General features: G+C 69.9%; 17 protein-coding genes and 1 pseudogene. 4 read left to right on the forward strand and 14 right to left on the reverse strand.

Annotated elements, in window-relative coordinates:
- Positions 1 to 3 precede the first annotated feature (3 nt).
- From KXJ60_RS21485 to KXJ60_RS21520, 8 genes are all read right to left on the reverse strand, one after another.
- A complete protein-coding gene (locus KXJ60_RS21485; protein ID WP_291132426.1) occupies positions 4 to 1,413 on the reverse strand; it encodes a sulfite reductase subunit alpha in 1,410 nt (469 codons plus the stop codon).
- Complete coding sequence (locus KXJ60_RS21490) at positions 1,410 to 2,441, reverse strand: FAD:protein FMN transferase (protein ID WP_291132428.1); 1,032 nt, start codon at positions 2,439 to 2,441, stop codon at positions 1,410 to 1,412. The genes KXJ60_RS21485 and KXJ60_RS21490 overlap by 4 nt, the downstream gene beginning before the upstream one ends.
- Positions 2,442 to 2,517: 76 nt before the next feature.
- Positions 2,518 to 3,423, reverse strand: coding sequence for a DUF4198 domain-containing protein (locus KXJ60_RS21495; protein ID WP_291132430.1), 906 nt, complete (start codon positions 3,421 to 3,423; stop codon positions 2,518 to 2,520).
- 19 nt (positions 3,424 to 3,442) lie between these two features.
- Positions 3,443 to 3,955: a DUF2271 domain-containing protein gene (locus KXJ60_RS21500; protein WP_291132432.1), complete on the reverse strand. Its 513-nt coding sequence runs from the start codon at positions 3,953 to 3,955 to the stop codon at positions 3,443 to 3,445.
- Positions 3,956 to 3,977: 22 nt separating this feature from the next.
- Positions 3,978 to 4,616, reverse strand: coding sequence for a PepSY-associated TM helix domain-containing protein (locus KXJ60_RS21505; protein WP_291132433.1), 639 nt, complete (start codon positions 4,614 to 4,616; stop codon positions 3,978 to 3,980).
- A 152-nt stretch (positions 4,617 to 4,768) separates the two neighbouring features.
- The gene (locus KXJ60_RS21510; RefSeq protein WP_291132434.1) at positions 4,769 to 6,178 is read right to left on the reverse strand and encodes a TolC family protein; all 1,410 of its coding nucleotides are present in this window, start codon (positions 6,176 to 6,178) and stop codon (positions 4,769 to 4,771) included.
- A gap of 8 nt (positions 6,179 to 6,186) precedes the next feature.
- Complete coding sequence (locus KXJ60_RS21515) at positions 6,187 to 8,190, reverse strand: MacB family efflux pump subunit (protein ID WP_291132435.1); 2,004 nt, start codon at positions 8,188 to 8,190, stop codon at positions 6,187 to 6,189.
- Positions 8,187 to 9,956 carry an efflux RND transporter periplasmic adaptor subunit gene (locus KXJ60_RS21520; RefSeq protein WP_291132437.1) on the reverse strand — a complete coding sequence of 590 codons (1,770 nt, stop codon included), beginning with the start codon at positions 9,954 to 9,956 and terminating at the stop codon, positions 8,187 to 8,189. Before KXJ60_RS21520 ends, KXJ60_RS21515 begins: the two co-directional genes overlap by 4 nt.
- Before the next feature lie 151 nt (positions 9,957 to 10,107).
- Here KXJ60_RS21520 and KXJ60_RS21525 point away from each other — a divergent pair, with 151 nt between their 5' ends.
- Together KXJ60_RS21525 and KXJ60_RS21530 are read left to right on the forward strand one after the other, a co-directional pair.
- Positions 10,108 to 11,673 carry an ATP-binding protein gene (locus KXJ60_RS21525; protein ID WP_291132438.1) on the forward strand — a complete coding sequence of 522 codons (1,566 nt, stop codon included), beginning with the start codon at positions 10,108 to 10,110 and terminating at the stop codon, positions 11,671 to 11,673.
- Positions 11,666 to 12,385 (forward strand): response regulator, encoded by a 720-nt coding sequence (locus tag KXJ60_RS21530; protein WP_291132439.1) that lies wholly within the window; start codon positions 11,666 to 11,668, stop codon positions 12,383 to 12,385. Before KXJ60_RS21525 ends, KXJ60_RS21530 begins: the two co-directional genes overlap by 8 nt.
- A 6-nt stretch (positions 12,386 to 12,391) precedes the next feature.
- Here KXJ60_RS21530 and KXJ60_RS21535 read toward each other — a convergent pair whose 3' ends face one another.
- From KXJ60_RS21535 to KXJ60_RS21560, 6 genes are all read right to left on the reverse strand, one after another.
- Positions 12,392 to 13,312 carry a zinc ABC transporter substrate-binding protein gene (locus KXJ60_RS21535; RefSeq protein WP_291132441.1) on the reverse strand — a complete coding sequence of 307 codons (921 nt, stop codon included), beginning with the start codon at positions 13,310 to 13,312 and terminating at the stop codon, positions 12,392 to 12,394.
- Positions 13,309 to 14,211: a metal ABC transporter permease gene (locus KXJ60_RS21540; RefSeq protein ID WP_291132442.1), complete on the reverse strand. Its 903-nt coding sequence runs from the start codon at positions 14,209 to 14,211 to the stop codon at positions 13,309 to 13,311. The genes KXJ60_RS21535 and KXJ60_RS21540 overlap by 4 nt, the downstream gene beginning before the upstream one ends.
- Positions 14,211 to 14,966 (reverse strand): metal ABC transporter ATP-binding protein, encoded by a 756-nt coding sequence (locus KXJ60_RS21545; protein WP_291132444.1) that lies wholly within the window; start codon positions 14,964 to 14,966, stop codon positions 14,211 to 14,213. Before KXJ60_RS21545 ends, KXJ60_RS21540 begins: the two co-directional genes overlap by 1 nt.
- Positions 14,966 to 15,889, reverse strand: coding sequence for a zinc ABC transporter substrate-binding protein (locus KXJ60_RS21550; protein WP_291132447.1), 924 nt, complete (start codon positions 15,887 to 15,889; stop codon positions 14,966 to 14,968). The genes KXJ60_RS21545 and KXJ60_RS21550 overlap by 1 nt, the downstream gene beginning before the upstream one ends.
- 67 nt (positions 15,890 to 15,956) lie before the next feature.
- Positions 15,957 to 16,556, reverse strand: coding sequence for a DUF6162 family protein (locus KXJ60_RS21555; RefSeq protein ID WP_291132449.1), 600 nt, complete (start codon positions 16,554 to 16,556; stop codon positions 15,957 to 15,959).
- 31 nt (positions 16,557 to 16,587) lie between these two features.
- Positions 16,588 to 16,917 carry a hypothetical protein gene (locus KXJ60_RS21560; protein ID WP_291132451.1) on the reverse strand — a complete coding sequence of 110 codons (330 nt, stop codon included), beginning with the start codon at positions 16,915 to 16,917 and terminating at the stop codon, positions 16,588 to 16,590.
- 122 nt (positions 16,918 to 17,039) lie between these two features.
- Here KXJ60_RS21560 and KXJ60_RS21565 point away from each other — a divergent pair, with 122 nt between their 5' ends.
- On the forward strand, positions 17,040 to 18,152 hold the full coding sequence (locus KXJ60_RS21565) for an alpha-hydroxy acid oxidase (RefSeq protein ID WP_291132454.1): 1,113 nt from the start codon (positions 17,040 to 17,042) through the stop codon (positions 18,150 to 18,152).
- A gap of 248 nt (positions 18,153 to 18,400) precedes the next feature.
- Positions 18,401 to 18,837: pseudogene (locus KXJ60_RS21570) on the forward strand (energy transducer TonB); the annotation flags it as partial.

The raw sequence follows: 18,837 nt of genomic DNA on the forward strand, positions 1-18,837 counted from the left end.
CGCTCAGTACACGTCGCGGCGGTAGCGGCCGGCTTGTGCGAGCTGCTGCAGCGTCGCTTCGCCCAGGATCTGCTGCAGCGTGTCGTCCACCGCGCCCGCCATGCCCTCCAGGCTGCCGCACACGTAGAGGGCTGCGCCCTGCGCCACCCAGGCGCGCACGTCGTCGGCCGATTCGGCCAGCGCGTGCTGCACGTAGCGGCGCTGCTGCTGGTCGCGTGAAAACACCCAGTCGACACGGCTGAGCCAGCCCTGCACCGCCAGCGCGTCGATTTCGGCGCGGTGGTGCGCGTCGGCGTGCGCGTGGCGTTCGCCGAACAGCAGCCACATGGGCGCCACGCTGGACGGGCGCGGCACCGTGGCCGCGTCATTGAGGTGGCCCGCAGCCGCCAGGCGGCCGTGGATGTGCCCGCGCAGACCCGCCAGCCCCGTGCCGTTGCCGATCAGGATCAGCGCCCGGCTGGCGTTGTCCCCGATCTGAAAGCCGCTGTGCGCGCGCACGCGCAGCATCACGGTGGCGCCCAGCGGCGCGGCCTGCAGCAGCCAGTGCGAGGCCAGGCCCGGGCTGCCGTCGGCGCGGCGGGCCTGGCGCACCAGGAGGTGCACGGCACCGTCTTGCGGCACGGAGGCGATGGAATAGTCGCGCGGCGCGCCGGGTGCCGTGGGCACTTCCACCTGCACCAGATCGCCGGCCTGCCACGCAGGCAACGGCGCGTGCTCGGGCACCAACTCAAGGTGGTGCACCGCCTCACCTTCGCTGCCGGGGTTGAGGTGCTCGCGGGCCTGCAGGCGCCAGGGTTGCAGGGCGGGCGCCTCCCAGTCGGGCAGGTCGTTGGTGCCGGCCAGGTGCGCGAGGTGCTGGCGCCAGCGCTGCAGCGCTTCGGGATCGCTCTTGTCCACGTCGATGCGGTCAAACAGGGGCTGCGCGCCGGCGGCGTTGAACCACTGGTCCAGCGCGCGGCCAAAGCCGCAGAACTGCGCGTAGGTGCTGTCGCCCAGCGCGAGCAGGCCCACGTGCAGGTGGTCAAGCCGCGCGCCCACCTGGCCCATGACATGCCTTGCAAACGCCACGGCGCTGTCGGGCGGGTCGCCCTCGCCGTAGGTGCTGGCAATGCACAGCAGGCGGTCGGCCTGCTGCAGGTCGGCCAGACGCAGCTGGCTGAGCGGCGCCAGGCGCACCGGCACGCCAGCGGTGTGCAGGGCCTGCGCGGTTTGCAGCGCGAGTTCTTCGGCTTGCCCGGTCTGGCTGGCGTAGGCCACCCACCACGCGGGCGCTCCCGGGGTGGCGGGCAACAGCGCGTCCACCCGACGCTGCGCGGCGCGCTGGCGGCGCCGGTGCTGCCAGGCGATGGCGCCACACAGAAGCGCGTAGCACAGCACGGTGGCCAGCGCCTGCCACATTTTTTCACTGCTCATTCGGCGAGGGCCTCCATGGCGGGGGACAGGGTTTCGGTGAATCGTCCATCGGCCTCGCGCTGCACAAACAGCGCCGCCACGCCGTGGGCGCGGGCCAGTGCCAGGCCGTCTTGCACACCGAGCACGGTGAGCGCGGTGGACCAGGCATCGGCCCACAGGCATTCGGTGTGCACCACGCTCACCGATGCCAGACCATGCGACACGGGCTGGCCGTGGCGCGGGTCCAGCGTGTGCGGCAGGCGCTGGCCGCCGTGGGTGTACACGCGGCGGTAGTCGCCCGAGGTGGCCACGCACAGCCCATGCAGGGCCACACGGGTGGTGGGCAGCGGCGCCTGTCCTGCGCAGGTCGGTGGGGTTTCCAGATCGACCCACCAGGGTTGTCCGTCGGGGCGCAGGCCCTGGCCGCGCAGCTCGCCTCCCACCTCCACCAAGGTGTGGCCGATGCCGATGGCCGCGAGGCGGCGCGAAACGAGGTCCACCGCGTGGCCCTTGGCAATGGCGGAAAAGTCCAGCAGCAGGCCGCCGGGTTGCTGCGCCTCGCGCTTCGTGCGGTCCCAGCGCAGGCGGCGCCAGTCTTGCCGGGCCAGCGCAAGCTGCACGGCCTCGCTGTCCGGGGGCGCAAAACCGGGGTCGGTGTAGCGCGGGCTCGGGCCAAAGCCCCATGCGTTCACCAGTGCACCGGCCGCCGGGTTGAACGCGCCGCCCGACACCTGCGCCAGCCAGAGCGCGGCGTCCAGCACATCGGCCATGGCCTCGGGCAGCACATGCCGGCTGCCGGCGCCAGCGCGGTTGAAGCGGTCGAGGTCGGAGCCGGGCAACCAGGTGCTCATTTGTGCGACCACGAGGTCGAGCACACCCTGCACGGCCACGCGCACGGCCTCGGCCTGCTGGCTTTGCGGTCCGTTGCCCTGCCCCACCCAGCGCACCTGCCAGGTGGTGCCCATGGTCTGGCCATCCAGCTGCTGCACCCGTGCCCCGAGCAGGGGCATGGCGCCGTCCATCTGCAAGGGCACGAGCACGCGGTTCATGAGGAGGAAGGTAGGAACAAAAAAACCACCCCGGAGCCCTGCAGGGATCCGGGGCATGCCGGCACGCGCCGGGCGTTCAGCGGGGCAGCACTTCCAGCGTGAGGCTGTAGCCCGAGCGGCGCACCGGCTCGGCCAGCGTGCCAGCCGGGCCGGCAGGAGCGGCCACACCCGGGCCACCGGCACCCGGACCTCCAGGGCCGCCAGGGCCGCCAGGGCCACCCATGCCGGCGGCGCGCGGCGGCGCGATGTTCACCCAGTACATGCCGGCGGCGGGCCACTTCACCTGGATCTCGCCTTTGTCATCGGTCGTCAGGCGGATTTCGCCCAGCTCGCTGCGGTAGCGCAGCCCGGCCAGGATCACGGCGGCGGAATAGCCGGCCGCCGGTTTGCCGTTGTCCAGAAAGCGGAAGGTGGCGGTGTCGCCCTCGACCAGGTCGTTGGGGTGCGTCACGGGCACCAGTTCGATGCCGCGGCCCGTGGGCTTGAGGGCTTCGGTGGTGGGTTTGCCCGAGGTCACAAACGTTTCCACCCGGTTCTGCGACTGGCTCACGCGGAGGTCTTCGGCGTTGGCCGGGATCTCCTTGGCCAGCGACTCGGCCGTGCCGCGCAGCCGCTTGGTTTCGGTGCCCACCTTGAAGCTCGCGGTGAGGCCGTCATTGACCAACGCAATGCGGTAGGTGCCTTGCTGCGAGAGCTTGACGTCGAACACGCTGCGGTAGCGGCCCTTGGCCTGGTTCTCGGCTTGCACGGGCTGGCCATCGGGGCCGATCACCAGGAGGTTGTCCAGGCCGGCGGCGTTGTGCTCGTAATAAAAAATGTCGTTGGAAATGGCCGCATCGACCGACACCCACGGCTGCTGGCCCGAGTAGATGGTGCCCGAGGGCAGCAGCCAGGCGCGGTGCGCCTGCGCAGCGAAGGGCAAGGTGAGCGCCAGCGTGGCGGCAACGGTGAGCGCGCGGGCGCGAACGGACGTGATGTTCATGAAAGTCTCCAGTCGGGAATCAGGGTTTGACGGTGACGCTGACCGCGCCGAGCTCGTGTTCGCCACGGGCCTGTGTGGTGGTGGCTGCCTTGGGCGGCCACACAAAGGGCACCTTCACCTGCTCACGCCCGCCCACTTCGCGCGCGGCTTCGAGCACGAGCTGGTATTCGCCCGGGGCCAGCTTGGCGAGGGCGGTGGCGTCGGCGAACTGCACCGTGTGCTCGCCGGGCGCGCGCGTGGCGCCGCTGATGCCGTCCACCGGCATGGTGAGCTCGCGCCCGCTCTTGCGCCACCAGGCACGCATGTCCTTGAGCCACTTCGTGCCCTCGTTGTTGCGCATCTTGATGTCGTACCAGACGGCCAGGTTGCCCGCGAAGGACTGGTCGGGCTTCTCGATCCAGATGGCCACGTAGGGGCGGTGGTACTCCGCCACCGCGAGGCGGGGAATCTCGACCTTGAGGGCCATGTCGGCGGCCAGCGCGGGCCAGGCCAGCCCGGCCGCCGACAAGGCGGTGACGTATCGAATCAACATGGGAACGCAGCTCCTTCAGCAGTCAATGGACGAACAGGATCACCAGCAGCAGGGGCGCGACCAGACCCATGCCCACCATGGGCCAGGTCGTGGGGCGGTTGGCCGCGTGGAACTTGAGGATGAACAGCCCCGTGATGCAGAACACCAGGCAGGCCACGGAAAAAATGTCGAGGAACCACTTCCAGGCCAAGCCGGTGTGGCGGCCCTTGTGCAGGTCGTTGAGGTACGACACCCAGCCCCGGTCGGTGCGCTCGTATTCCACGCTGCCCGTCTCACGCTCGATGCGCAGCCAGGCGTCGCCGCCCGGACGCGGCAGCGACAGGTACACCTCTTCGGGGGACCACTCGGCCGTGGTGTCGGGCAAGGCCACGCCCAGCGACTCGGACAGCCACTGGCGCACGGCAGGCGGCAAGGCGGCGTTGTCGGGCTCGTCGTCTTTCGGTGCCAGGCTCGTCTGCAGCCCGGCGGGCAGTTGCACCACCTTCTGCTGCACCTGCGGCTGCGCGGCGATGTCGGCCGCGTGGTTGAGCGTGATGCCCGTGAACGCAAACAGCAGCATGCCGATCAGGCACAGCGCGGAGCTGATCCAGTGCCATTGGTGCAGCGTCTTCAGCCAGCAGGCACGTTGGGAAGCCGCAGGGGCGGCAGGCGGTTGGTTCACGGCTTGCGAGGGGAAAAAAGAACGGGTCGACGACCCACAGACGAGGCCTTGGGGCAGCCACAGCGCGAGCCCCTGATGATCGGCCTGTTAATTATAACGATTCTCATTTAGAAAATGAAAAAAGGGAGCGCAAAAATGCGCGCCCTTCTGCTTCAGGACAACGGCGGAGGCGGTCCGGCCCAGTCGCCGCCGAGTGCCTTGTACAGGTCCAGCGCCGCGCTCAGGCGCGAGAGGCTTTGCGTGGCCAGCGCGTCCTGCGCGGCAAACAGCGTGCGTTGCGCATCCAGCACCGACAGCAGGTCGCCACTGCCCTCGCGGTAACGCAGTTCGGCGAGCTGCAGCGAGCGCTGCGCCTGCGCCACCACTTCGCGCTGCAGGGCTTCCTGGCGCTGGCTGCGCTCCGCGTTGCCCAGGCCGTCGTCCACCTCCTTGAGCGCGGTGCGAATGGCCTTGCCGTAGTTCTCGATCAGCACCACGCGCTGCGACTCGGTGGTGCGCACCTGCAGGCGCTGGCGCCCGCCATCAAAAATCGACTGCGCGAGCGAAATGCCCAGCGAGATGCTGCGCGTGGGATCGGCCAGGCTCATCAGCGCCGACGTGCCCAGGCTGCCCGACGCCGACAAGGAAAGGCTGGGCAGCAAGGCCGCGCGCGCTGCCTCCACGTTGGCATCGGCCGCAGCCAGCTGCGCCTCGGCCGAGGCCAGGTCGGGCCGGCGCGTGAGCAGCGCAGACGGCAGACCGGGCGACAACGCAGGCACCCGCAGCTGCGCGAATTCGCCCGCCTCGGGTGCGTAGCCCTGTGGCACACGGCCCAGCAGCAAGGCCAGCGCGGTGGCGGTCTGGCGCTGCTGCAGCTCGATGGGCAGCAGCGCCGTGCGCTGCGACAGCACCGTGGTGCGCTGCTGCGACACCTCCAGCGCGGTGGCCACGCCGTTGCGCTGGCGGGCCTCCACGATGGCCAGCACGCGCTCGGCGATGGCCAGGTTTTCGCGCGCGATGCGCAGCCGCTCGGCGGTGTTGAGCCACAGGAAATAGTTGTTGGCCACGCCCGTGAGCAAGGCGATGCGCGCGGTCTTCCAGTCGTACTGGCTTGCCTGCAGCGACGCTTCGCCCGCACGCACACTGGCGGCAATGCGGCCCCACAGGTCCACCTCGTAGCTCACGGACAGGCTGGCATTGCTCGCCTCGCGCGTGGTGCTGGCGCCACCCGACACCTCGGTGCGGCCGGTGGACGCGCCCACGCTGCCGTTCACCGACGGCAGGCGCGATATGCCGGCCTGCTGCAGGGCGATGTCGGCCTGGCGGATGCGCTCCACAGCGATGCGCAGGTCGGGACTGGCGGCCTGGGCTTCATCGATCAGCCGCACGAGCTGCGGCGAGCCGAACGACTGCCACCACGCGGTGGTGAGCTGCGGGGCTTCGGCGGCGGGGGTGGCCGGGCTCCAGGCCGCGGGCATCTCCACCACGGGACCGCGCGCGGGCTCTGTGGTGGCACACGCCTGCAGGGCCAGCGCCAGGGCCAGCACCAGCGGTTTGCTCAAGGGGAACGACAGCGGTTTCATGCAAGGTCTCATTCGGACGACAGGGCCACCACGGGGTCCAGGCGCGCGGCTTTGCGCGCGGGCAGGTAGCCAAAGATCAGGCCGGTGGCAAACGCACAGCCAAACGCCAGCACCACCGGCGCCACGGAGTACTGCACCGCCGTGCCGGTGGCGCCAATCACGAAGGCCACACCCAGGCCGATGACCACACCGATCACGCCGCCCAGTGCAGAGACCACGAGTGCCTCGATCAGGAACTGCTGCAGGATGTTGCGCGTGCGCGCCCCGGTGGCCATGCGGATGCCGATCTCGCGGGTGCGCTCGGTCACGCTCACCAGCATGATGTTCATCACCCCGATGCCGCCCACCAGCAGCGAAATCGCTGCGATCGACCCGAGCAGGATCGTCATGGTGTTCTGCGTTTCGGTGGCGGTGTCGATGATGGACGCCATGTTGCGGATCTGGAAGTCGATCACGCCGTGGCGCTCGGCCAGCAGCGACTCCACCGCCGACTGCGTCTCGTCGATGCGCGACACGTCCTGCACGGCTACCGTCACGTTGCGCAGGAAGCGCTGGCCGGAGAGCCGCAGCTGGCTGGTGGCATACGGCACGAGGACCACGTCGTCCTGGTCCTGCCCGCTGGGCGAGGCGCCGCGTGCGCTCATCACGCCCACCACCTGGAAGATCAGGTTGTTCACCAGCACGTATTTGCCCAGCGGCTCCTCGCCGCCCGGGAACAAGGCCTTGGCCACCGTCTGGCCGAGCACCGCCACGGTGGCGTACTCCTGCTCGTCTTCGTCGGTGAAGAAGGTGCCGCGCGACACCTTCCACTGCCGCGCCAGCGGAAACTTCGACGACGTGCCCAGGATGCTGCTCGAGTAGTCGGATTCGCCGTAGCGCAGGGTCGCGCTGCTGCTCTGCTCGGGCACGGCCGCGAGCACGTTGGGCACTTCCTTGTCGATCGCGTTCACGTCGGCCAGCACCAGCGTGGCGGTGTTCTGGAAGCCGCGCTGATTGGGCGCGCCCGGGCGCACCAGCAGCAGGTTGGAGCCCATGGCGCTGATGCGGTCGATCACCACCTGCTTGGCGCCGTCGCCAATGGCCAGCATGGCGATCACCGAGGCCACACCGATCACGATGCCCAGCAAGGTGAGGATGGCGCGGAACACATTGGCCCGCAGCGCACGCAGCGCGGTCTTGGCCGCTTCCACCACATCGCCCAGGTGCGAGATGCGCCCGGCGCGCGCCGTCCAGTTCTGCGCCGCGAGCGCCGCCTGGCCCTCGGGTGGGCGCGGGCCCGGGTCGGCCACGATGTGGCCGTCCTTGATTTCGATCACGCGGTGCGCGTGCGCCGCCACTTCGGCCGCGTGGGTGATGAGGATCACCGTGTGGCCCTGCTCGGCGAGTTGCTTGAGCAACACCATCACATCGGCGCCGCTCTTGCTGTCGAGCGCGCCGGTGGGTTCGTCGGCCAGGATCACGCGCCCGCCGTTCATGAGCGCCCGCGCAATCGACACGCGCTGCTGCTGACCGCCCGAGAGCTGGTTGGGGCGGTGGTGCATGCGCTCGCCCAGCCCGAGCGAGCCCAGCAGCTCGGCGGCGCGCTCGTGGCGCTCGGCAGGCGCAATGCCGGCGTACACGGCGGGCACTTCCACGTTGTCGGCAGCGGTGCCGGTGGCAATCAGGTTGTAGCTCTGGAACACGAAGCCGAAGGCGTCGCGGCGCAGCTCGGCGAGCTCGTCGCGCTCCAGCTCGGAGACGTCGCGGCCCATGAAGCGGTAGCGGCCGGTGGTGGGCTTGTCCAGGCAGCCCAGGATGTTCATCAAGGTGGACTTGCCCGAGCCCGATGCGCCCATGATGGCCACCAGCTCGCCGGGGTAGATCTTCAGGTCGATGCCGTGCAGCACCTCGACCGCGAGCTCGCCGTTGCGGTAGGTCTTGGTGATGCCACTGAGGTCGATCAGCGGCACACCCGCGCCCAGCGGCGCCGCGCGCAGCGCATCGGCCTCCTGGGGCAAGGGCAGCTGGCTCATCGGCGCGCTCCACCCGCGGCGCCGGGCGGCATGCCGCCGGGGCCACCAAGGTTCTGCTGACCCACCCCCGCGCCCTGCTGCGGCGTGGTGGTGCGGCGCTCGGGCTCGCGCACGCCGGCAATCACGCGGTCGCCTTCCTTCAGGCCCGAGAGCACCTCCGCGTGCACGCGGTTGCTGATGCCGATGGTGATCTCGCGCTCTTCAATGCTGCCGTCTTCGGCCATCACCTTCACCTTGGCCTGGCGCGGCCCGCGCGTGGGTCGCGCACCCCCGTCGTTGCGCGGCATGCCGCTCACGTTCGGCGTGGCAGCAGGCGTGCTGTCTTTGCCAGCCGCAGGCGCGGCACCTTCAGCGGGCTTTGCGCGCGGTGCCGCGTTGGCGGCAGCCGGAGCGGCAGACGATGCAGGTGCAGCCGGTGCCGATGCAGCCGGCGGCATGGGCGCAGCACCACCGGCGGCCTCGCGCTCCTTGCGGCGCTGCTCGCGGAAGCGGGCGCGCTCTTCTTCGCTCATGGCCATGAACGCCTCGCGGCTCATGCGCGGGCGTTCGCCGGTGGCGTCGCCGGCCTGCGCCAACACCGTGTCGGCCGCGGTCTTGAACGAGGTTGCAGGCACCACCAACGACGTGCCGGTGCTGCGGGGTGGAGTGGCGGGTGTGGAAGGTGCTGGCGCTGCGCCCGGCGCGGCGGCAGGGCCCGGCGTCGGTGCGCCACCCTGCGGGCCCGCACCGCTGCCGCCCTGCCCGCCCCGGTTGCCCGGCCCGCCGCGCTGGATGGTCAGCGCCGACATCGGCACCACCAGCACGTCCTTGGCTTCAGCCACCACGAAGAACACCTGCGCGGTCATCTGCGTCATGAGGCTGCGGTTGTTGTTGGGCACTTCGAACAGCGCGTTGTAGAGCACCACGTTGTTGGTCACCGTGGGCGTGGGCTCGACCTTCTTGAGCTGGCCATACCAGCGCCGCCCCTGGCCGCCCAGCGTGGTGAAGTACACCGGCATGCCGCCGCGCAGCTTGCTCACGTCGGCCTCCGACACCTGCGTCTGCACCGTCATCACCGACAGGTCGGCAATGCGCAGCAGCGTGGGTGCCGACTGGTTGGTGTTCAGCGTCTGGCCCTGGCGCGCCGTGATGCTCACCACCGTGCCGGCCATGGGTGCGTAGATCTTGGTGAACTTGAGGTTGGCCTCTTCCACCCGCATGCTGGCCTGCAGCTGCTCCATGGAAGCCTTGAGCGACTGGATCTGCACGCGCGCGGTCTTCACGGCGGTCTCGGCGTTCTGCAGGGTCTCGGCGGTGGTGGCCTCTTCCACCATCAGGTTTTTCTGGCGCTGCAGGTCGCGCTCGGCCTTGGCCAGGGTGAGTTCGCGCTCGGCCATCTGGGCTGCCTGCGAACGCAACTGGGCGCGGCTGGCGTCCACGCGCGCCTGCGAAGTCTCGGCATCGATCTCGGCCAGCAGGTCGCCTTCCTTGACCTCGCTGCCCACCTCGACATGGATCTTGCGCAGCTGGCCCGACACCTGCGCACCCACGTCCACGTAGTCGCGCGGCTGCAGCGAACCGGTGGCACTCACCTGGTCTTCAATGTCGCCGCGCTGCACCGTGGCGGTGATGTACGCGTTCTCGGTTTTGGCACCCGGGCCCCACCGGTAATAAGCCAGGCCACCACCACCCAGCACCGCCAGGCTCACCAGCGCGACGAGCGCGAGCTTCCAGGTCTTGCGGCGTTGGGCCGGGGCCTTGGCCCCTTCACGTTGGACTTCGTTCATGGCGTTGCGTTGGGTTCTCTGAATGGACGGCGCCCAGAAGGCGTGCCGGGATGATGCGGGATATTGCCCGCCAAATATGGAAAGAATGAGCACGCAAGGCGGCACGTCTTGCACAAAGTTTGAAAGATTTGGGTTTAGGCTCAACCCCACCATGCAGACCGAACGACCCGCCACGCTCACCCGCCCGCGCGCCTGGCTCTCGCGGTTCGACACCTTGCGCGTCAAGCTGTTCCTGGCCATTGCGGGGGCCAACGTTGTGCTGGTCATGACGGCCTACCTCATCTACAGCTGGAGCTTCGACAAGGGCCTGGTCGAGTACCTCAACCAGGCCGACGAAGCGCGCCTGCAGCCGCTGATCGCGCGGCTCGCCGAGGGCCACCGCCAGAACGGCAGCTGGGACTGGATCACGGAAGACCGCCAGCGCTGGCAAGAGCTCTCGCGCGAAGTGCTGGGCACCGGCCGCATGCCGCGCCGCAATGCAGAGCCCTCGCCCGGCAACGGCACGCCCGCCCACACCGAACCGCGTCACTCCACCGCGCCGCCTGCGCTGCCTGCGCTGCCCCCGGCAGGCGTTTCGCCATCGGCTCCCGCCGCACCGCCCGTGCCCAGCGTGCCCCCACCGCTGACCATCGACCCACGGCTCCTCTTGCTGGACCCGCAGCGCAACCTGCTGGCCGGCCCCGAGGGCCGCACCGAGCAGGCGGTGCTCAAACCCATCCTGGTGAACGCACAGCTGGTGGGCTACCTCGGCTACGTGCCGCGCCTGCAAATCGTGGCTTCGCTTGAGCGCGTGTTCCTTGCGCAGCAGACGCGCACGTTTGCCGCCATCGCGCTCGGCATGCTGGCGGCGGTGTTGCTTAATGCCGCGCTCATCGCCCGCTGGCTGGCGGGCCGCCTGCGCGTGCTGGGCGAAGGCACGGCGGCTGTGGCCCAGGGCGACTACAGCGTGAGACTGCCCGCGCGCGGCCACGACGAGCTGGCCCAGCTGGCCGACGCCTTCAACCACATGGCCACCTCGCTGCAGGCGGCGCGGCAGGCGCGTCAGCAGTGGATTGCCGACATCGCGCACGAGCTGCGCACGCCGCTGGCCACGCTGCGCGCCGAGATCGAAGCGCTGCAGGACGGCATCCGGCAGCCCAACGCCGCCAACCTCGACTCGCTCGCGCAAGAGGTGCACCGCCTCACCCGGCTGGTGGACGACCTGCGCCTGCTCTCGCTCTCGGACCTGGGGGCGCTGGACTACCGCCTGGACACCCTGGACCTCGGCCGCTTCGTGGGCCACCACCTCAGCGACGCCGCCCACGCGCCGGGTACGCCGCTGCAGGTGCACACCGAGCTCGCCGAAGGCGTGCAGGTGCGCGCCGACGGCGACCGGCTCGATCAGGTGCTCTCCAACCTGCTGCAGAACACGCATCGCTACTCCGATGCACCTGCGGCCCTGCGCGTGCAGGTGCAGCGCGAGGGCACACAGGCCCGCCTGACCTGGGAAGACAGCGGCCCCGGCGTGCCGCCCGAGGCCTTGCCCAGGCTGACCGAGCGGCTCTACCGCGTGGACGAGTCGCGCGCGAGCGCCAGCGGCGGCTCCGGCCTGGGCCTGGCCATTGCGCGCGCGATCGTGGAAGGCCATGGCGGGCGCATGCAGGCCTCGGCCAGCCCACTGGGTGGCCTGCGCTGGGACATCTGGCTGCCGCTGCACACGGAGGCCTTGAATGGTTGAACGCAAACCGCGCATCCTCATCGTCGAAGACGAAAACAAGATCGCCAGCGTGCTGCTGGACTACCTCGCGCAATCGGGCTACGACACCCACCACCTCACGCGCGGCGACGAGGTGGAACCCTGGCTGGAGCACCACCCGGTGGACCTCGTGCTGCTGGACCTGATGCTGCCCGGCAAGAACGGCATGGACATCTGCAAGGCCCTGCGCAGCGGTGCGCCGGGCGGACCGGCGCCGGCCATCATCATGGTGACGGCGCGCGTGGAAGAGATCGACCGGCTGCTGGGCCTGGAGCTGGGCGCCGACGACTACATCTGCAAACCCTTCAGCCCGCGCGAGGTGGTGGCGCGCGTGCGCGCCGTGCTGCGAAGGGGCACGCACGCGGTGGCTGTGGCAGCGGAGATGCCGCACGGCCTGAAGATGGACGACGCGGCCTGGCGCGCCACCCTCGACGGCCAGGACCTCGGCCTCACGGCGGTGGAGTACCAGTTGCTCAAGGTGCTGAGCGCGCGGCCCGGGCGCATCTTTTCGCGCGAGCAGCTGATGGATGCGATGTACCAGGACGAGCGCATCGTCTCCGACCGCACAGTGGACAGCCACATCAAGAAGCTGCGCCGCAAGATCGAGGACTGCATGCCGGGACAGGATCTGATCCATTCGGTGTATGGCCTGGGCTACCGGTTCGACCCACCCCCGCAGCCGCTCACTGCGTGAGCGGCTTTAGCGTCCAATGGCCAGCGCGCTCAGGCGCTGGCTGTTTTCGCGCAGTTCGCCCAGCGGGTCGCGGCCCTCGGTCTGCAGCACGATCACGCGCACGCCAGCCGCCTGCACGGCCTGGGCCAGCGCTGGGGGCAGTTCGCGGTGGTGCAGCACCGCGGCCACGGCGCCAGTCCGCAGGCGTTGCGTCAAGGTGGTGATGGCGTCGGCGGTCCACGCGTCGTCTTCGCGCGCGTCGGTGCCCACGAGATCAAGGTTGAACCCGCTCACGAGATAGCCCAGCCGGTCGGACAGGCTGAACACCGCGAGGTTGCTCGCGCTGGCCAGCCGCGCTTCGCTCTGCGCCGTGATGGCCAGCAGTTGCTGGCGCAAGGTGGCCACGTGGGCCTGCACACGGGCTCGCGCGGCGGGCACGAGGCGGCTCACATCACCGGCAATCACGTCGGCCATGCGGCTCAGGTTCACCGGGTCAAGCCAGGGCAGCGCGTGGGCCGAGGCGTCTGCCTCCTGCAAGGCCATGCCGGGCAAGGAGGCGTCGAGCGGGCGTGCCGCGTCGATTTCGATCAGCCGGATGTTCTGGCGCCTTGCGAGCGGGAACAGCGGGTCGTCCGGCCAGAGCGAGCGCAAGGCCACCACGGCATCGGCCTGGCGCGCGGCGTCGGCCAGGCCGGCGGCGCCGCGCCCGGTGAAGAAGGCCAGCTGGCGCGCTGGTGGCAGCGTGTCAGGCACGGGGCGCAGCACGGTGATGCCGGTGTCGCGCACCAGCGTGGTGGTGAGCGCGGCCACCACCGGGTGCGCCACGAGCAGGCGCACGGGCGCCGCCGCAGCGGCAGCGGGGGTTTGCGCGAGCGCGCTGAAGGCGGGCACCGTGCAGGCCATCAGGCCCGCCCAGCACCAGGCGACGGAAGACGAACGCGTGCTCATCCGGCATGTCCTTTCAGTGACGGGGTGAAGCCCCGGATGACCGCCGCGAGCGCAAACAGGCCGCCGGCGGTGAGGATGATGGCCGCGCCCGAAGGCACCGGCAGTTCAAGTTCGATCGGCACCAGGATGCCGATCTGTGTGCTCACGGTGGCGATCGCCACGCTGAGCCAGAAGAAGCCGCGCAACGACAGGCTCAGCAGGCGCGCCGCCGCCGCCGGGATGATGAGCAGCGCGCCCACCAGAATGGCGCCGATCACCTTCACCGAGGCGACGGTGACGATGGTCACCAGCACCACGAAGAGGTAGTCCAGCAGCTTCACGCGCACGCCACGCACGCTGGCGAGCTGCGGGTTGAAACTGGCCAGCATGAAGCGGTTGTAGAGCGGCACGGTGAGCGCCACCACCAGCGAGCCCACCACAGCGAGCACCAGCAGGTCGCCCGCATCCACCGTGAGCACCGAGCCGAACAGCACGTTCTCCAGAATGTGGATGTTCACGCGGCCGGAGAGCATGAGCAGCAGGCTCGCGCCCATGGCCAGCGACACCGCCAGAAACACACCGATCAGCGTGTCGGGCGACAGGCCGGTGCGGTTGCGCAGGTAGTTGAGCAACATGCCGAACAGCAGGCAGTAAGCGAACAGGCTGCCGTAGGGCCCGGTGTAGGGCTCGCCCAGCAGAATGCCGATGGCCACGCCCGTGAGCGCGGCATGGCCCACCGCTTCCGAGAAAAACGCCAGGCGCTTGACCACGACCAGCGTGCCCAGGCCGCCGAGCACCGGGCCGATGAACAAGCCCGCCAGCACCGCGTTGACGACGAAGCCATAGGTCAGCGATGCGGGCAGCAGGCCCTGCCCGGCCAGTTGCTGGATGAACTGGCGAAAGGTGTCGAACGCGCTCATCAGGCCACCCCCCTGTCTTGCTGTTCTTCTCTGCCGTCTTCACGCCGCTGCCGGCTGGAGAACAGCGAGAGCACGCGTTGCGGTGTGAGGGTTTGCGCGGCCGGGCCATCAAACAGCACCTGGCGGCTCAAGCCGCTCACGTGGTCGGCCAGGCGCGTCACGGCGTCCAGGTCGTGCTCGATCCAGAGCACGGTCACGCGCGCGGCGCGCCAGTGGCCCAGCAGCGTCTCGAAGATGGCTTCGCCCGCTTCGTCCAGCGCGGACATCGGCTCGTCAAGCAACACCAGATCGGGTGATGGAATCAGCGCCTGCGCGAGCAACACGCGCTGGCGCTCGCCGCCGGAAAGCGCGCCCATGCGCCGGTGCGCCTTCTCGAGCATGCCCACCTGCTGCAACGCTTGCCGCACGGGCGCCTGCCAGCGCGCCGACAGGCCCAGGAACACCGGGCGGCGCTGGCACATGGCCCCCATGAAGTCCATCACCGTCATGGGCAGGCCGGCATCAAAGGCCAGCGCCTGCGGCACGTAGGCCACCACGCCGGGCTGCTCGCCGGGCCAGCTCAGGCTGATCTGCCCCCGGTGCGGCACCTGGCCGAGCAAGGCCTTGAAGAGCGAACTCTTGCCGCCGCCGTTGGGCCCCACCAGCGCGTGCACGCTGCCGCCGCCCACCTGGAGATTCACCTGACGCAGGATCTCGGTGTGGCCCAGCGTGAGGTCCACGCCATCAAACGCAATGCCTGGTCCGCCCACGGCCATCACGCGGACTCCTGGATCGCGCGCACCACGGTGGCGAGGTTGCGTGCGATTTCCTGCTCGAACTTGTCGGCCGTGTACGGGCCGTGCGAGATGTGCGTGAGTGCGTAGAGCCGCACGCCGGTTTCGCGCCGGATGGTGTCCACATAGGCCGAGGGAAAGTCCATCTCGGAGAAGATCACTTTCACGTCGAGCGCCCGGATCTGGTCGATGGTGCCCTTGAGCTGCGCGGGGCTGGGTTCGATGCCATGCGCGGGCTCCACCACGGCAGCCACTTCCAGCCCGAACTCGCGCAGCAGGTAGTCGTAGGCGCCGTGGATGGTGGCGATGCGCAGGCCGCTGGCGGGCGCCTGCGCCAGCTGGCCCAGCGCGTCGGCGCGCAGCTTGCGCAGCTTCTGTGCATAGGCACGGGCGTTGGCCGTGTAGGCGCTGGCGTTGGCCGGGTCGAGCTGACCGAGCTCGCGCGCGATGGTGTTGACCTGCGAGATCGACGCCGTCACAGACAGGAAGGTGTGCGGGTTCACCACCTTGCCCGAGGTGCCGCGCCCCGCCCCCACCGCTGCCAGCAGCGGCACCTGCGCATTGGCCTCGATGCGTTTGAGGTCGGGCTTGTCGCTGGCGGCGATCATGCGGGCGGCAAAGTCGTCGTGCCCCACGCCGTTGAGCACGATCACATCGAGCGAGCCGATGCGCTTGATGTCGTCGGTGCGCGGCTCGTAGGCGTGCGGGTTGAAACCGGCGGGAATCACAGGCACCACCTCGGCGCGGTCGCCCACCACGTTGGCGACGTAGCTGTAGTAAGGGTGCAGGGTGACGCCGATGCGCAGCTTGCGCGCCTGCGCCCAGGCGGGCGTGCCCGCTGCGGCCAGGGCCAGGGCAGACAACAAGCCGCGACGGCGGGCGCTGAAGAGGGGGTTGTGTGGCATGAAAAAGATCCGGAAAAAAACAGAGAGCGCAGCGGCGCCACAGACAGGCGCGCGCTGCTTGCGGTTGTCAGTGCGTGGCGTCCTTGCGGGTCACACCGGCGTCGTAGCGCACCACGACCTCGCGCCAGCCTTGTCGCGCCAGGGCCGCGTCGTCCAGCCGCTCTGGCCACGAGGGCGCGCCCTCGCGTTGCACCCAGATCCCGACCGCGTCGTCATGGCCGTGCTCCGCTGCCTTGACCTGCGCGGGCAAACGCAACAGCAACGACGCCGCCACCTCGGGTGTGGCGCTGCGCCCGACATAGGCCACGTCGTGCCCACGCGTGACCACGCGCCACTCGTGCCCGCCGCGGGCCGTGGCGCCCATGCCCACGGCAAACGGCGGCAGGTCCATCTCGCGCAAGCGCTGCACATCGGGCGGCGCGCCATCGGCTGCGGCCAGCGCCGCAATCTCGTCGGCGGCCACCAGCAGGTCGGCGTGCACGCCCTGCTCGGCGGCGTTGAGCTGCGTGCGCGCATCCACCTGGTGGGACGAAAGCGCAGCGGTAGCCAAAGGTTGCGCACGGGCACCAATCAGCGCGGCCGCCACCGCCAGCACACAGGCCGCCGCCAGCAACACCCACAGCGTTTCATGGCCCGCACCGGCCGGCCGCACCACCTGGGTGTTCATCGCGCGCCCCTCGCAGTCGCTGCGGCGGCGCTCATGGCTTCACATCCGTGTGGTCCACCTCGGCGGAGTGTTCGCCGCCGTCCTCCAGGCGCACAAAGAACTCGCCCGCCGGGCGCTTGAACTGCAGCGCAGAGTCGCCGCCCAGCGTGCCCTTGAACAACACGCGCTCGTCATACGCCTTCACCAGCACCGACATGCCCACCGCGTCTGCGCCGTCGGAAAACTCGCCCACGCAACGCACCATGCCGGCGTCGGCGGGCTTGCAGGTCAGCAGCAAGCTGTGCGCAGACGCCACGCCGGGCAGCGCGACGGCCCCCACGAAAACGGAGGACAACAGGAGACGGAAGCGGGTGTCGCGCATGGGCTGAACCTTGAAAAACCAGGCCCTGCGCCTGCCGGGGAGCGGACGGCATGGACCATAATTGAATATAAATGCGAATTGTTCTTAATTATAAACATGACGCCATCCGGGCCCCAGACACCATGACACTTTCGCCCCCGCTGCCTCAGGGCATCGCCACCCTGGCCGACCACGAGCGGCACGCGCAGGGCACCCTGAGCGAAGCCACCTGGGCCTACCTGTGTGGCGGCGCCGGCGACGAGCTCACCCTGGCGCGCAATGCCGAAGCCTGGCGCGCGCTGGAGCTGATGCCGCGCGTGCTGCGGCCCCTGGCGGGCGGGCACACGCGGGTGACGCTGCTCGGTCGCACCCTGCCCCACCCGATCCTGGTGGCACCCATGGCCTATCAACGCCTGGCCCACCCGCAAGGCGAGCTGGCCACCGCGCTGGCCGCGGCCGCGCAGGGTGCGGGCCTCGTGCTCAGCACACAGACCTCGACCCCGCTGCAAGCGATTGCCGCCAGCGTCCTGCCCGAACCCGGGCGGGGTCCGTTGTGGTTTCAGCTGTACCTGCAGCCCGACCGCAGCTTCACGCAAGCCCTGGTTCAGCAGGCCGAGGACGCCGGCTTTGAGGCCCTCGTGCTCACGGTGGATGCCCCGGTGCAAGGCTCGCGCGACCGCGAGCGGCGCACCGGCTTCCAGTTGCCACCCGACGTGACAGCGGTCCACCTCACAGGCTTGCGCAGCCCGCCGCCACGCACCCTGGGCTCCGCGCACAGCGCGCTGTTCGACGACCTGCTGCTGCACGCCCCCACCTGGGACGACCTCGCGTGGCTGCGCTCGATCACCCGCCTGCCGGTGCTTCTCAAAGGCGTGTTGCACCCGGCCGATGCGCAGGAGGCGGTGGCGTGCGGCGCATCAGGGCTCATCGTCTCCAACCACGGAGGCCGTACGCTCGACACCGCATTGCCCACGGCCAACGCCCTGCCCCGCATCGCGCAAGCCATTCAGGGTCAGATTCCCTTGCTGGTGGACGGTGGCATCCGCCGCGGCACCGACGTGCTCAAGGCCATGGCGCTGGGCGCCAGCGCGGTGCTGGTGGGGCGCCCGGTGCTGCACGGGCTGGCCAACGCGGGCGCCACCGGCGTGGCGCATGTGCTGCGCCTGCTGCGCGATGAGCTGGAGATCGCCATGGCGCTCACGGGCTGCCGCACGCTGGACCAGGCCCACACCGTAGTGGCTCGCGCGCCCGACTGAAAATCTTTTCGTTTTTTTCGCCAGATCATGCGAATGCGAAACATTCTCGTTTAGAATGACAACCTGTTCCATCCGACCTGCCTGGCAGGCAGCACCAGCGAAAGGAGCCTCATGATCATCGGTCTCGCCGTCCTCGGCACCAGTTTCGTGCTCATGCTGGCTGCAGCATGGTGGATTTTTCGGCACAGATAGTTCATAACCCAGCCTTTCCATCGCCCAACCCGTCTGCCCCCATCGCCACCGCCCGCATGTCCACCGCCCCCTTCGCCCACCCACTGTCCACCCTGCCCGGCACCGAGCCGCGCCGGCTGAACCGTCGCGTGCTGGTGGTGGGTGCGGTGGTGGGCCTGCACGTGCTGGCGGTCTGGGCGCTGCAAACCGGCCTTTTGCGCCGCGCCGTGGAGATGGTCATTCCCGTGCAGGTGCTCGCCGAACTCATCGAGCCGCCCAAGCCCGAGATCGCGCCACCTCCGCCGCCCGCCCCCACGCCCCGCGTGGCGACCCCGCCCAAGCCCCGGCCCCAGCCGGTGGCACGCCCCGAGCCCCAGCCTGCGCCCGTGCTGCAGCCCGAGCCTTCACCGGTGGCACCCGTGGTGGCCCCGCCCGAGCCGGCGCCGCCTGCGGTGGTGGCCGCACCACCGGCACCGCCAGCACCGCCAGCACCACCCGCGCCCCCGGCTCCCCC

It is taken from the genome of Hydrogenophaga sp., assembly GCF_019264445.1.
In the GTDB taxonomy this organism is placed as follows: Bacteria; Pseudomonadota; Gammaproteobacteria; order Burkholderiales; family Burkholderiaceae_C; genus Hydrogenophaga.